The organism is Paenibacillus sp. EB106-05-06-XG162 (assembly GCF_058791655.1).
Window position 1 is genome coordinate 658,221 of sequence record NZ_JBYTDT010000001.1, and the last position, 12,958, is coordinate 671,178.

15 protein-coding genes and 1 pseudogene are annotated in these 12,958 nt (G+C 44.3%); 15 read left to right on the forward strand and 1 reads right to left on the reverse strand.

Annotation, left to right across the window (positions count from 1 at the left end; all coding sequences use genetic code 11):
• Positions 1-14: 14 nt before the first annotated feature.
• Positions 15-1,262, reverse strand: a complete 1,248-nt coding sequence (locus tag AC3WU2_RS02720) for an AraC family transcriptional regulator (RefSeq protein WP_492451036.1) — start codon at positions 1,260-1,262, stop codon at positions 15-17.
• Positions 1,263-1,414: 152 nt separating this feature from the next.
• On the opposite strand from AC3WU2_RS02720, the gene AC3WU2_RS02725 reads away from it, so the two are divergent.
• The 15 genes and pseudogenes from AC3WU2_RS02725 to AC3WU2_RS02795 all read left to right on the forward strand — a co-directional run bounded on the left by AC3WU2_RS02725 (position 1,415) and on the right by AC3WU2_RS02795 (position 12,893).
• On the forward strand, positions 1,415-2,818 hold the full coding sequence (locus tag AC3WU2_RS02725) for a glycoside-pentoside-hexuronide (GPH):cation symporter (protein WP_492451038.1): 1,404 nt from the start codon (positions 1,415-1,417) through the stop codon (positions 2,816-2,818).
• 157 nt (positions 2,819-2,975) lie between these two features.
• The gene (locus AC3WU2_RS02730) at positions 2,976-3,302 is read left to right on the forward strand and encodes a hypothetical protein (RefSeq protein WP_492451041.1); all 327 of its coding nucleotides are present in this window, start codon (positions 2,976-2,978) and stop codon (positions 3,300-3,302) included.
• Positions 3,303-3,322: 20 nt separating this feature from the next.
• A complete protein-coding gene (locus AC3WU2_RS02735; protein WP_492451043.1) occupies positions 3,323-4,228 on the forward strand; it encodes a sugar phosphate isomerase/epimerase in 906 nt (301 codons plus the stop codon).
• 12 nt (positions 4,229-4,240) lie between these two features.
• On the forward strand, positions 4,241-4,735 hold the full coding sequence (locus AC3WU2_RS02740; RefSeq protein WP_492451045.1) for a GNAT family N-acetyltransferase: 495 nt from the start codon (positions 4,241-4,243) through the stop codon (positions 4,733-4,735).
• A gap of 20 nt (positions 4,736-4,755) precedes the next feature.
• The gene (locus tag AC3WU2_RS02745) at positions 4,756-5,682 is read left to right on the forward strand and encodes an aminoglycoside phosphotransferase family protein (RefSeq protein WP_492451047.1); all 927 of its coding nucleotides are present in this window, start codon (positions 4,756-4,758) and stop codon (positions 5,680-5,682) included.
• 36 nt (positions 5,683-5,718) lie between these two features.
• Complete coding sequence (locus AC3WU2_RS02750) at positions 5,719-6,699, forward strand: GNAT family N-acetyltransferase (RefSeq protein WP_492451050.1); 981 nt, start codon at positions 5,719-5,721, stop codon at positions 6,697-6,699.
• Between the two features lie 12 nt (positions 6,700-6,711).
• Positions 6,712-6,910, forward strand: a pseudogene (locus AC3WU2_RS02755) (hypothetical protein); the annotation flags it as partial.
• 233 nt (positions 6,911-7,143) lie between these two features.
• Positions 7,144-7,728, forward strand: coding sequence for a TetR/AcrR family transcriptional regulator (locus AC3WU2_RS02760; protein ID WP_492451052.1), 585 nt, complete (start codon positions 7,144-7,146; stop codon positions 7,726-7,728).
• Between the two features lie 118 nt (positions 7,729-7,846).
• The gene (locus AC3WU2_RS02765; RefSeq protein WP_492451055.1) at positions 7,847-8,431 is read left to right on the forward strand and encodes a permease; all 585 of its coding nucleotides are present in this window, start codon (positions 7,847-7,849) and stop codon (positions 8,429-8,431) included.
• A 182-nt stretch (positions 8,432-8,613) separates the two neighbouring features.
• Entirely contained in the window at positions 8,614-8,811 is a 198-nt protein-coding gene (locus AC3WU2_RS02770) for a DUF4177 domain-containing protein (RefSeq protein WP_040674937.1), read from the forward strand.
• Between the two features lie 143 nt (positions 8,812-8,954).
• Positions 8,955-9,839, forward strand: coding sequence for an SMP-30/gluconolactonase/LRE family protein (locus AC3WU2_RS02775; RefSeq protein WP_492451058.1), 885 nt, complete (start codon positions 8,955-8,957; stop codon positions 9,837-9,839).
• A 321-nt stretch (positions 9,840-10,160) separates the two neighbouring features.
• The gene (gene catA, locus AC3WU2_RS02780; protein ID WP_492451060.1) at positions 10,161-10,820 is read left to right on the forward strand and encodes a type A chloramphenicol O-acetyltransferase; all 660 of its coding nucleotides are present in this window, start codon (positions 10,161-10,163) and stop codon (positions 10,818-10,820) included.
• Between the two features lie 90 nt (positions 10,821-10,910).
• Positions 10,911-11,732 carry a VanW family protein gene (locus AC3WU2_RS02785; protein WP_492451063.1) on the forward strand — a complete coding sequence of 274 codons (822 nt, stop codon included), beginning with the start codon at positions 10,911-10,913 and terminating at the stop codon, positions 11,730-11,732.
• Positions 11,733-11,907: 175 nt separating this feature from the next.
• The gene (locus tag AC3WU2_RS02790) at positions 11,908-12,168 is read left to right on the forward strand and encodes a hypothetical protein (RefSeq protein ID WP_492451065.1); all 261 of its coding nucleotides are present in this window, start codon (positions 11,908-11,910) and stop codon (positions 12,166-12,168) included.
• Positions 12,169-12,542: 374 nt separating this feature from the next.
• A complete protein-coding gene (locus AC3WU2_RS02795; RefSeq protein WP_492451068.1) occupies positions 12,543-12,893 on the forward strand; it encodes a hypothetical protein in 351 nt (116 codons plus the stop codon).
• Positions 12,894-12,958 lie beyond the last annotated feature (65 nt).

Consider the following 12,958-nt stretch of genomic DNA (forward strand, 5'->3'; position numbering starts at 1 on the left):
TTTGAAGGACGCTGTTACGTAGAGGGCAGGTTCTTCGTGTTCCGATATTGCTTCGGAGTCAAGTCTGTATATTTCTTGAAGATCTTGGAGAAATAGCTCTGATCGTAGAAATTAAGCCGCGCGCAGATATCCGATAAGGAGAATTCACTGAAAGCCAGCAGCACTTTGGCTTCTTCGACGCGTTTGCGTTGGATATATTCACTTAACGATATGCCAACTTCTCGTTTGAATAACTGGGATAGGTAGCTCGAGTGCAAGTCGGTTAATTCAGAGAGTCTCTGCAGGGAGATTTCTTCATGCAAATGGTTGAAAATATAATGTTGGCATATGGTAACCGCCTTGGTGTAGCTCTGTTCTTTGCAGGCCTTCACGCGGTCCGTCAATTCTAGGAAGGCATCGAGCTCCACATTTTTGAGCTGCTTCATTTCCGTCAATTCTTCAATATGCTGAATGTATATGTCGCTGAGGGTAAACGCAACCTCCGAGTGAAGCCCCCCGTCAATCGCTGCTCGTGTGGCTAACGCAATGCCGATGATGGAGAGGTTTTTTCTGCTTCGTAGATGGCTTTTCTTCGATAGAACTCCGAACTGTTCTTCAGGCAGCACTGATACGCACTTGAATAGCGCTTCACGATTGCCGTCGCGAACACTGTTAAACAAATTGCGTTCCACTGCGGGATCATGATGGTAATGATTGTTCTGTCTGCGATTCGAGACATAGAGATCGATATTGTCAATCGTATCATCCGCAAGCTCAAGTTCATGATTCAGCTGGAGCACCTCAACGACATCGAGCTTCTTTCGATAGATCAAGTAATAAAGCATCATACTCGCATGCAGCAGCTGCATCTTGTTCAAGACAGGCGCAAGCTCGAAATACTGTGCGATCGCCTGCTTATGCATGTGGGGAAGCTGATAATCATTCACCAGCTTGTCCAGCATTTCCTTGTGCATCTCCTGGTAGAGGGAAGGGCCTACGATAATCGTACCGAGATGCTGCTCTTCGAGTTCAATTCGTACGGCGAAGAAGTTCCCAAGAAAGCTTGTCGTTCGTAGGATCGGGAACTGCATAGGATGCTGGGGATCAGCGAGTTGGCTGTAAAGCTCTAATTTATGCTGGGCAAATGGATCGTCACTAGAAGGGTAAGAATATTCAAATTCTACGTCACCCGACGCATTGATATAGACGGTGGATATTTTATTATTCTCGAACATCAGCTTGCAGATGTATTCCATATCTTCGATTTGTAGTCTCGGCTCCATGCTGTATGCACCCCTTACAATTAATGAATCACAAGGAAATTTGAAGGAAATACAAATAATGTTGATAATATACCATAAATGCGCGATGGATTGCATTATGATGATTTCACAACAAAAATGTAAGCGCTTTATTTAATGAAGGGGGAAAATCCATGTCGGTGAAGCAAGTGGGTTGGGGAGAGCGAATCAGCTATGGGATTTCGGATACGGCATCGAATTTGATTTTTCAGATGATCTCGATTTATTTGATGTATTTCTACACAGATGTCTATGGATTGAGTGCGGGGGCGGTCGCCACCTTGTTCTTGGTTACGCGGGTGCTTGATGCGTTCGCCGATCCGGTTATGGGTATCATTATTGACAAGACGAACAGCAAGTGGGGGAAAAGTCGGCCTTACTTCTTGTGGCTTGGGATTCCGTTTGCCGTCATTGCGATGCTGACATTCTTGACGCCTGACTTCGGCGATACGGGAAAATTGGTCTATGCATACATTACGTATACGCTGTTAGGCCTCGTCTACTCCGGGATTAACATTCCGATCACCTCGATCCTTCCCAGCTTAACGAGCAATCCGCAAGAACGCACGGAGCTGGCATCGGTCCGGATGTTCCTTGCTCTGGTAGGGATGATGGTCGTATCGATTGGTACACTTCCCATTGTGAATGCGCTTGGTGGCGGTAATCAGCAGAAGGGATTCTTCTATACAATGGTTCTGTTCGGGATAGTCGGTGGGATATTCTTCTTGATCACGTTCTTAAATGTAAGGGAGCGGGTAACGACCGGGCACGATAACCCGCTGCCTCTACGTGAGTCAGCTCATGCGATTCGAGGTAATTGGCCGTGGGTTGTGCTGCTCATCTCCGGGTTCCTGCAGATGGGGATTAATGCGATGCAGACACAGTCCGCGATTTATTTCTGGACGTATAATATGAAGAAACCGGAAATGGTCTCACTCGTTATGGGCATTAATATGTTGGCACTGGTTACGCTCGTATTATCCTCCTTCGTGGCGAAGCGGATCGGCAAGCGTAATACGTCGATTCTCGGCTCCAGCTTGATGATTATCGGGTTTACCGTGGCACTGATCGGTAGTTATAGTCTATCCGAGTCGATGCTGCTTGCGGGTCTTGTGATCAACGCGCTTGCAATCGGTTTCAGCATGAGTATGGGCTTCGCGATGATTGCGGATACCATAGATTATGGGGAATGGAAATCAGGCGTACGTGCGCAAGGTCTGTTGTCCGCGGCGACGAGCTTTGGCGCTAAGGTCGGGATGGGGGTCGGCGGCGCCTTGTCGGCAGCGCTCTTGTCTTGGGCGAATTATGTTCCAAATGCGGCACAGCAAGCAGAGTCGGCACTCAATGCAATTCGGATCAATTATTTGTGGGCCCCACTGATCTCCTCAGTAGTAGGGATTGGCTTGATGCTCTGTTACCAGCTAGATAAGAAGCTAGGAATCGTGACGGAGGATTTGGAGCGAAGAAGAGGCGTGAATCCTACAGATCGTGGAGACGGTAAGGGGAATCCACACAGTGGGACGCCAGTAAGCAGCTAATCTGCATATAAGAAGCGACTGTATCACGGAGATATTCTCCACGATACAGTCGCTTTTTTCAATTAAAGTCTATTTGTATTAAATTGGTTATATCGGTAAAATGTTCATAGTGATAGCTTGATAGGAAGGAGAGAATATCTAGACGGAGGTGTTGCTGATGAGAACATTAATAAGAGGTATGCTAGAGTTTCTTAGGATGACCGTGTTGTTGCTGCTCTTTATGGGGATTATCGGAGAAATGGAAAATTCGGTGATCAGGATGATCATAGGTCGTGAGGGATATGATGGTTTTCGATTTGGCGGGAATTTTATGTTCCTCATCGGAGACTTGCTGTTATTTATGGTATTTTATCGGAATTACTTGCAATTCAGGGGTTGGTATACCGAGGAAGCAGAGCGTCTACCGAAGCGGGTCACTCGCATGATGCTAGGGTTTGGGTTCGCATGTATCTTATTACCGATAACGATTGCGCTGTTACTATAGAGGGATGAGAGGGATAAATTGTGAACCGGTTCATGATTGGTCAATATGGTAGTTATGATGAGGCAAAATATGAGCGGGATTTCCGAGCGGGGTTCTGGGGTGTGGAGGCCTGTCTGTTCGAGGATGATCAGGATCTGGAGAAGTTGGCTCGACAAGCAGAGGAGCGAAAGTTTAACGTAGGAATCCATTTTCCGCTGCGGGCAGGGCGTTCCAAGCTGAGAGATGCGTTGTTCTTGGCGCAAGATGATATGGTACGGGCGGATGCATACAAGCTTGTGCAAGAAGAGCTTGAAGCGGTGATGCGAGTGAAGCCGGCATATATTTTGTTCCATTATCCGAAGCCTGTTATCCTAGATGACTGCGTGAATTGGTCGACGTGGCGGTTCAGTGATCCAGCAGAGTTCGTGATGCAGAGCCAATTTTCTTTGGAGGAATTGGTGGATAAGAGCGAGGTGCTATTTCAGTGGATGACGGAGCGCGGTGAAGCATATCATTTCACCCCTGTACTCGAATTTGATGCACTCTGCCCTTATTTATATGAATCAGATTACTTAGAGACCTTATTACAGCGCTATCCGACAATTCGAGTATGCCTCGATACAGGCCGGCTGTTCCTCCAGCAGCAAGTTGATCCGAACTTCGATGCTCGCCAGGTGATCCGGAAGTATGCGAAATATGCGGATATCATTCATTTGTGGACGCTTCAGTATCAGGACGCACAAATTCTGCATTATCATTACCCCGTGTTCCCTGAGCAGAAATTAGAAGAAGGATGGGCGCCGATTGCCGATTATTTACGCATTATTCGTGAAGAACAGCCGCATGTGAAAATTCAATTCGAGCATCAGTTGAATCTGATCTCGGAGGAAGATTTGTCGAGATGTTATGCATGGGTGGATGAGATGTTGAGCGGGGCGCATAACTGAGGTGCGAAATAGATGATAGAAACGAATAGATGTAGATTAACAGAGATAGAACAGCATGATTTGGAAGAAGTGGCGCAGCTCTATGTGAATCCTCAAGTTCGGCTGTATCTTGGCGGTGCAATTGATGAAGAGCATATGCTCCAAATGAAGTTGCTAGAAGTGATGATGAGAGTCGAGCAAGGCGCACATTACTTTGTTATTCGGACGATTGATCATCAAGAGTTTATGGGCTTGGTCTCATTAGACCCTTATCACGATGGAATACATACAGAAATCTCGTATGAGTTGTTACCGCAGTGGTGGGGAGCGGGATATGCTACGGAAGTGATCGAACGCGTAATAGATTATGGTCTGTACACACTGGAATTATCGAACTTGGTAGCAGAGACTCAGACAGCGAACAAAGCTTCATGTAAGCTATTGGAGCGGGTGGGTATGACCTTGCAGTATCAATTACATCGTTTTGGTGCTGAACAAGTAGTCTATCGGATAGATCGAGATCGTTAAACAACATGGGAGGCAGTATCATGCAGCATCAACAAGATCAAATCAAGAACATCGCATCGCACATTCCGGCTCTTCAAGGATATCGGGAAGCCGTATACATTGACAAAGGCTATTCGCCTGACCAGAAATTCATGATGCGTCGTGCGAATGGGGACCAAGTGCTGTTGAAGGTGTTCCCGCTTCAGGACTATGCATGGAAGGAGAAGGAATATCAGACGCTACTGCACATGGCAGCCTATGAGGTTCGATGCTCTAGACCGATTGCGATCGGCCAAATCCCAGAGTTAGGCTTAAGTTATTTGATTATATCTTACATCGAGGGTGAAGATGGGGAAGTAGTTGTTCCTAAGCTCCCGGAAGAAGTGCAAGTTCAGATCGGTTATCAAGCCGGGCAAGAATTGTTGAAGATTACGCAGATGCCAGCCCCTTCCTCCATATCAAGCTGGTATGAACGCAAGCTGAAAAAGCATAGACGATATGTGGAGCAATACCGAAGCTGCGGCTATAGGCTGCGCAATGGTGATAAAGTGATGGCATTTATTGACGAACATATCCATCTTATGGTCGACCGTCCGAACCGGTTCCAGCATGATGACTACCATCTGGGTAATCTCATCCTGCGAGATCAGCAGCTGCAGGGTGTCATTGATTTTAGCGCGTTCGACTGGGGCGACCCGGTTCATGAATTTGTGAAGATCGGCATCTTTTGCAGCGAGACGAGTGTTCCTTTTTCGATCGGTCAGATTCGAGGTTACCATGATGGGAAAGAACCAGATGAGCTGTTCTGGAAGCTGTATGCATTATATCTTGCGATGACCCTCATTGCCTCGGTGGTGTGGGTGTTGAAGGTGAAGCCCGAAGAGCTGGACATGATGATGGATAAGATAAATCGAGTGCTAGATGACCATCACGATTTTGACGTTTTTAAACCCAATTGGTATGTGTAGGAACGTATAAGTCAAATCGAAGAGGAGCGTTGTGACATGTCTTACCCGATTCGCGTTCGACCTACAGCATTGATACTAGATAATGATTCGATTTTGTTAGTTGAATATAAAGATGAAGAAGGAGTTCATTATAACCTGCCGGGAGGCGGTGTGGAACCTGGAGAATCGGTTACGGAGGGTGTACGTCGAGAGTTAATGGAAGAGACGATGCTCGAAGCGAATGTCGGGCCGATCGCCTTTGTCTATGAGTATGCGCCGTATTTGAACGTGCAAGATTCTGGCTCCGATATCCATACGCTGTACCTGGTGTTTGAATGTACTCCGATCGAAGGATCACGCCCGAGATTTCCAGACCGCCCTGACGGAGATCAATCTGGGGTCCGATGGATTCCGCTCGCAGAGCTGGACGGCATTATTTTATACCCAAATATCAAAGCGCATATCAAGCAATTCGCAGCCGAACGAAGAACGATTGAGCTGATCGAAGATCATCAATTGGAGCCCTATCCACGGCAAGTCGAGCTTAGAGAGCTTCAGTCGGTAGAGGATCACGCACTTTATGAGATGGTTCGAGAGATTGGCGAAGGTCAGAATGGATTTGTGAACAGTCTATATTCCAATGAGATCGGAGAGTTTCAAGCCAAACTTCGTCGAAACTTTGAATGCGCCCAGGGCTTGAACTTGCAGGAAGGCTACGTGCCGCAGACGATCTATTGGCTCTATGTCCAGGGTAAGCCTGTTGGATACGGGAAGTTAAGGCATCATCTCAATGATCGATTACTTGAGCACGGGGGACATATTGGGTATGTCATTCGACCGTCTGCTAGAGGCAATGGTTACGGGAATATTTTATTGCGAGAGATTCTAGATGAGGCTCGTGAGAAAGGCATTCCTGAAGTATTGCTCACTTGCGACGCTTCGAATACAGCATCCCGTAAGGTAATTGAAGCGAATCAAGGGATGCTGGCCGAGATGACAGAAGACGCCTGCAAGTATTGGATTCAGTTATTCTCGTAATGCACACTCCATATCCAGAAGGCTTTTCAGAACATGATCTCGGGCCGTACTAGCTTCGTCATTGCACACCGTTTTCCATCCATTCGCGAGTCAGACCTGATCCTTTACATGAAGGACGGAGAGTGGAAAGCATGAAGAATTATTGGCTAGGGGTGGCTGCTATGCGCGATATATTATAGTCGGTTTGCTGCTGTGTAAGTTCGTATCGTGATTGAAAAAATGTCTATACAGTGTCACGTGAAAGCGCCCGGTCTATGAACAGATCGGGTGTTTTCGTGTTGTTTATTCTGTTGTTGAAGAAGTACATATCATAATAGCAGCAAGCTGGGATTAAGGAAAATAATGGTTGAAAAAACTAATAGTATTAGTTATTATAAAACAAATGGTATTAGTTTTCGCCTTGCAAGTGATATGAACCATCAAACATAGAACGGAGTATACCCAATGTCCCCAAGAATCGGAGCAGATTTGAACACAATCGTACAGACGGCCGTTGAAATTGCTGATCAAGATGGGTTTTATGAAGTCACATTGACTCGAGTGGCCCAAAAGTTAAACATTCGCCCGCCTTCCTTGTATAACCATATCGATGGTTTGCAGGAGTTGCGGAAGCAGATGGCGATTTACGGTTTACATGAGCTGTATGCCGCATTATTAGAAGTGAATGCTAGTGTTAAAGAGCTGGATCAAGGGCTGCACGCGATCGGCGAGGCTTATGTCGATTTTGCTCGCAGGCATCCGGGTCTATATGAAGCCACGTTCCAAGCTCCTGATCCGAGTGACCCTGAGGTTGAACGGGCGGGTACAGATATTGTGATGTTTGCAGTTCATTTCTTAAGAAGCTATGGGTTGGAAGGAGATGAAGTGATTCACGCGACACGCGGGTTACGCAGCATCCTGCACGGATTTTCCTCCCTAGAACAAAAGGGAGGGTTCCGAATGGATCTTGAACGAAATGAAAGTCTGCATGTGATTATTAATACGTTTATCGCTGGAATTCGTAAATTGGGTACAAATTGTAATGAATAAACGTTAATAAAGGGAGCGAGGAGAATGAACTTTATTTTGTTTATGATTCTTTTTGTGGCAGGCTGCGGATATTTGGATGCTCGTGCACGGCGGTTCCATGAAAAGGGAGGGAAGTAACATGTTCGCAGGTCATTTTGGTCTTGCTGCTGCCGTGAAAGCGAAGGCGCCACGGTTACCGTTATGGGCGTTAATGCTAAGTACGCAATTATTAGACGTGGTCTTTGTACCATTTCTTCTAACAGGGAAGGAAACGATTGTACCGATATCTGGGGAGACAGGGTATGGCGCAAATATGATTCATGCAGATTATACGCATTCACTAATCGGAGCATTGTTTATAGCAATGATAGCTGGATGGGGTGCATGGCGGCTGTGGGGCAGACGAGGCGGAGTTATCATTGGATCGGTGGTATTTAGTCATTGGTTTCTCGATCTTCTCGTACATCGTTCGGATCTTCCCATACTCCCTGGGAATTTCGGCAATCTTCCATTGCTTGGCTTCGGGTTATGGCAATATCCTGTTATTAGTATCACACTCGAGTGTATCTTACTCATTAGCGGTATTATTCTATACTATCGATCATTCTCCAGATTAAACGAGAATCGTCAAGGTCAGCGTTGGGTAATTGCATCGACCTTATTCATGAGCTTATTGTTCGTTTTGGCCATTGGTACAGACGTACTCAATCTTTCTTTAGATTGAACCAAGTGAAAACACTTCAAGGCGGATAATCGAAGGATACAAGGATGCCGTGGAATGGATCGTTCATTTCACGGCACTTTTTTGTAGCTGGGCGCGATGAATGAATGGTGGTACAATGAAAGCTGATCTGGGCAAAAATAGGAGACGAATCTATTATTTTCGAGTTGAAAGGGTTGAGTATCGTGTTCGAAAAATGGGAGTACCGAACATTGAAGTTCAAAACGGGCGGATTTATGGGTGGTAAAATTGATGAAGAAGAGTTTCAAGAGGAATTGAATCGGCATGGTGAAGAGGGATGGGAGCTCGTCTCTTGCTTCGATACAAGCCAGTCTTCAGGCAGTTCTAGGGATATCGTTGTCGTATTTAAGCGTAGAAAATAGGTTTTTATCCATGAACAATAGGAGACATGAAATTTAGAGAATCAAGTTAAGCTGGTTTCTGAATCATGTCGTTATACATATTTGAAAGGGTTTACATACGACTGGGCGAATATAATCTTCATGAAAGTTAGGAGGCGTAACAGGTGAGCGATGCCTATGAAGTTGAGTTGGTGTTGGATACGCAATCAGATTTAGGCGAAGGTCCTGTATGGGATTATGAACGCGGGTTATTGTACTGGGTGGATGGCCTGCAAGGGCTTGTTCATATCTATGATCCAAAGGAACATACCAATCGATCCATTTCGCTCGATCAATACGTTGGCGCGATAGTGCTTCGTAAGTCAGGTGGGGCAGTGGTTGCTGCACACCATGGGTTCTATACATTAGATCTGGAGACGGGTGCGCTGGAAGTGATCCATGACCCCGAGGCACACATCCCGACGAATCGATTCAATGATGGCAAATGCGATCCGGCAGGACGCTTCTGGGCAGGTTCCATGGATGTCGATGAAATACTAGACAATGGTACCCTGTATTGTCTACATCCAGATCTCCTTGTAGAACCGAAATTGACACCGCTTCGAATCTCAAATGGGATGGATTGGAGCCTAGATCGGACTAAGATGTATTTCATTGATACGCCGACGCGTGTCGTCATGGTTTACGATTATGATGAGGCTACAGGTGCAATCAATGGCGGGGTTCCGGTCATTCACATCCCTGCAGAAGTAGGTTATCCAGACGGAATGACGTTGGATGCTGAAGGGATGATATGGGTTGCACATTGGCAAGGGCATCGCGTGACACGTTGGAACCCGCATACCGGTGAACTGCTCGATACGATCCATGTTCCTGCGCCGCTCGTCACGTCCGTTGCATTTGGCGGCGAAGCGATGGATGAGCTGTACATTACCACTGCGCGAGGCGGGCTTAGGGAAGAGGCGTTGGCAAAATATCCGTTATCCGGGGGATTATTCCGGGTGAAGACATCGGTCAGAGGATTAGCACCGTATCGATTTGAAGGATAGGACTTGATCAAGTTGATTTCTGTAGATTACAGATTTCAACTTGTTTTTTGTTTGTAATTATATGGATGTACAGGTAACATATGATCATGACGGGAAGTAGATGCAAGTGAAAGAGGGTGTATGATCATGGAGGTTTCTGCTCTGGTACACCTCATGTTTGTCCTTTTTATTTTACTTTTTTTCGTAAGCCTATTTCGATTCGTTCGACGAATTGTAATTCATACCAAAAAATGAATATGAGGAATGTGATAAGGATATGGTTATTGCAGTCGATTTGACCTCCTAGAATGAAAAAGTCATCATTTTAGGAGGGGTTAAACAATGATTTTCAATCCGATTGATATGGATAATTGGCCTAGAAAACCTTATTTTGATCATTATTTGAATCAGGTTCGATGTACCTACAGTGTGACAGCTAACATTGATATTACAAGACTGCGGTTAGAAGTGAAGAGTAAGGGGATGAAGATGTACCCCGTGCTTAATCACATGTTAACTACAGTGGTAAATCAACATCGAGAATTTCGTACTTGTTTTGATTTGGATGGAAGATTAGGGTTTTGGGACCGTATGTCACCTAGTTTTACGATTTTCCACGATGATGATCAGACGTTCTCTTCGATTTGGACGTTGTATAGCGAGGATTTTGATGTGTTTTACAATCGATATCTCGATGATATGAGCAGATATGGAAATGTCAAAGGATTCATGACGAAACCGAATGTGCCACCGAATACCTTTTCGATTTCAAGCATTCCTTGGGTCAGTTTTACAGGATTTAATCTGAACATATACAACGAGGCAACGTATTTACTGCCCATTTTCACAATAGGCAAATTTTTTGAACAAGATGGCAAAGTACTGTTGCCTTTGTCGGGACAATTCCACCATGCGGTTTGCGATGGTTATCACGCTGGTGTATTGTACAATGAACTTCAATTACGAGCAGATACGTGTGAGCATTGGTTGCTTCTTCGTTAAATCAAGTGAACGGGCAGGTTGTCGCAGCAACGGCCCGTTTTTCATGAATTTATAGAACAACAGCATCTCTTCATTGATTGGAGGATTACTATGAAACCTAAAGTGAGATCTACGACTAGATTGCGGTTAGGACGATTGTATTTTCAATGCAAAAGATATGTGGAATGGTATTTCGGAAATACGAAGTTCGCCAAGCAGGTTCTTGTCCAAGAATTTGACTATCCAATAATGAAGCATAAGACGCCGCTATTGCGACAGTTAAAAGATGTGGATATGTGGCTGCAATATAACAAGATTACGAATTTGAAGCTGGCGATCCAACAAGTAAACCGAATCGTGATTTATCCTGGGGAGACTTTTTCGTATTGGAAGACGATTGGCAACCCCACGCGTAGAAAAGGATACGTTGAAGGCATGGTATTATTCTACGGGAGCTTCAAACCAGGAGTTGGCGGGGGGCTGTGTCAGCTATCGAACCTGATCTATTGGATAACCTTACATACGCCGTTAGAGATAACGGAGAGGCATCGGCACAGTTATGATGTTTTTCCTGATTCGAATCGAACGCAGCCATTTGGGAGCGGGGCGACCTGCGCCTATAACTATTTGGACCTGCGAATATATAATCCAACCAATCAGCCCTACCAGTTATGTATTCATATGGACGATGAATATTTATATGGGGAGTGGCGATCGACCTCTGCTCCGATGCATTCCTATGAGGTATATGAGAAAGAACACCGGATTACCCAGGAGTACTGGGGAGGGTATGCAAGATACAACTCTATTTATAGGAAAAAATATAATCTGGCTGGTGAGTTATTGGCAGATCAATACATTACGGAAAATCATGCACTTATGATGTATCAACCTTTCCTAACGGCGAAGATTGAGGATCCATTGAAATGTTGAGGAAAGTATTCAAGGCTCTAGGGATATTCTCTGTCGGGATCATCGGGATATTCTTCGTTATTCAATTTCTAGTTATGGTGATTGTGCTTATGGGTGGGTTTCATCCAAATTGATCGATCAATAGAACTATCGAAGGACGTGACGTATCATGCCCTATTTTGAGAGAACAAGAAGAATGTCCGTTATATGTATCGTTGCGGGGATACTGCTACTCATTGTGTCGATGATCTTGTTTATTGCAAATAACCTTATGGAACTGTTGCGGGATGGTTTTACGAATCATTTGGCGGGAATCTTTGTATCACTCACGATATTTCTAATCTCTATCTTTACGCTCATCACAGGCATAGCCTTACGACACATCGTATTGGATGCCAAAGAAGATATGATGCTGATCGAGAAACGGATTCGAGAGGAAGCAAGTTCGAGGAGATGAGTGTTTCTCAGACACCATGAAGTGATCCGACAGGACATGGAATTAGCAATTTCGGTGATGCTTCCCCTTTGTGCGTATGGAGATTACCTTGCTTATATACGTATATTTTTTCGTTTCGGTAGGCAGCTTTTCCTGCTTAATTCCATTCATCGCGTCTTAAGTAAATTAATTGTGCTTTATTGCGATTAATAGAAGTAATGATTATAAATCCATCACTGCCATTTACTGAAATTGAACAGAGTAATTTTTGTTATTTTTAAACTATAGTCTAAGGTAGCATAAGGTGTGATATCAATAAACACATAGTGTTTATAACGATCTGCCTGCCTTATTTTTTATTAAATATGATGGAATTGCTAAAGGGGCGTATAACTATGAGTTCAACTATAGCGGTACTTATCTTTACACCCTTAATCATCTTTGTCTTACAGCTTACAATAAAATTTATAACTGAATACAAGATTAAGCGCTTTGTTGATCAAGATTTTATGAATAGAAAATTTAAAGTTTCTTATTTAATGTATCTTGGTGTAAGTTTATTTTTAGTTATTGGGATAGGTGTAATATCTGTTAATAATGATTTGTCTGGAATTATTATGGGAGCCATGTGTTTTCTGTTTTTCTTGTATTCGCTTTATCGACTTCAGAATCTTTATGTTGTTATTCAAGAAGGGAACGTTGTTTATAGAAATGGGAAGAAACAAGTGATTTTTTTCTTTAAATAGTATTAAAGAAGTAAAAATAAGTCAGGGATCAATTGATATTAATAGAAATCGTAAAGAAATCATTC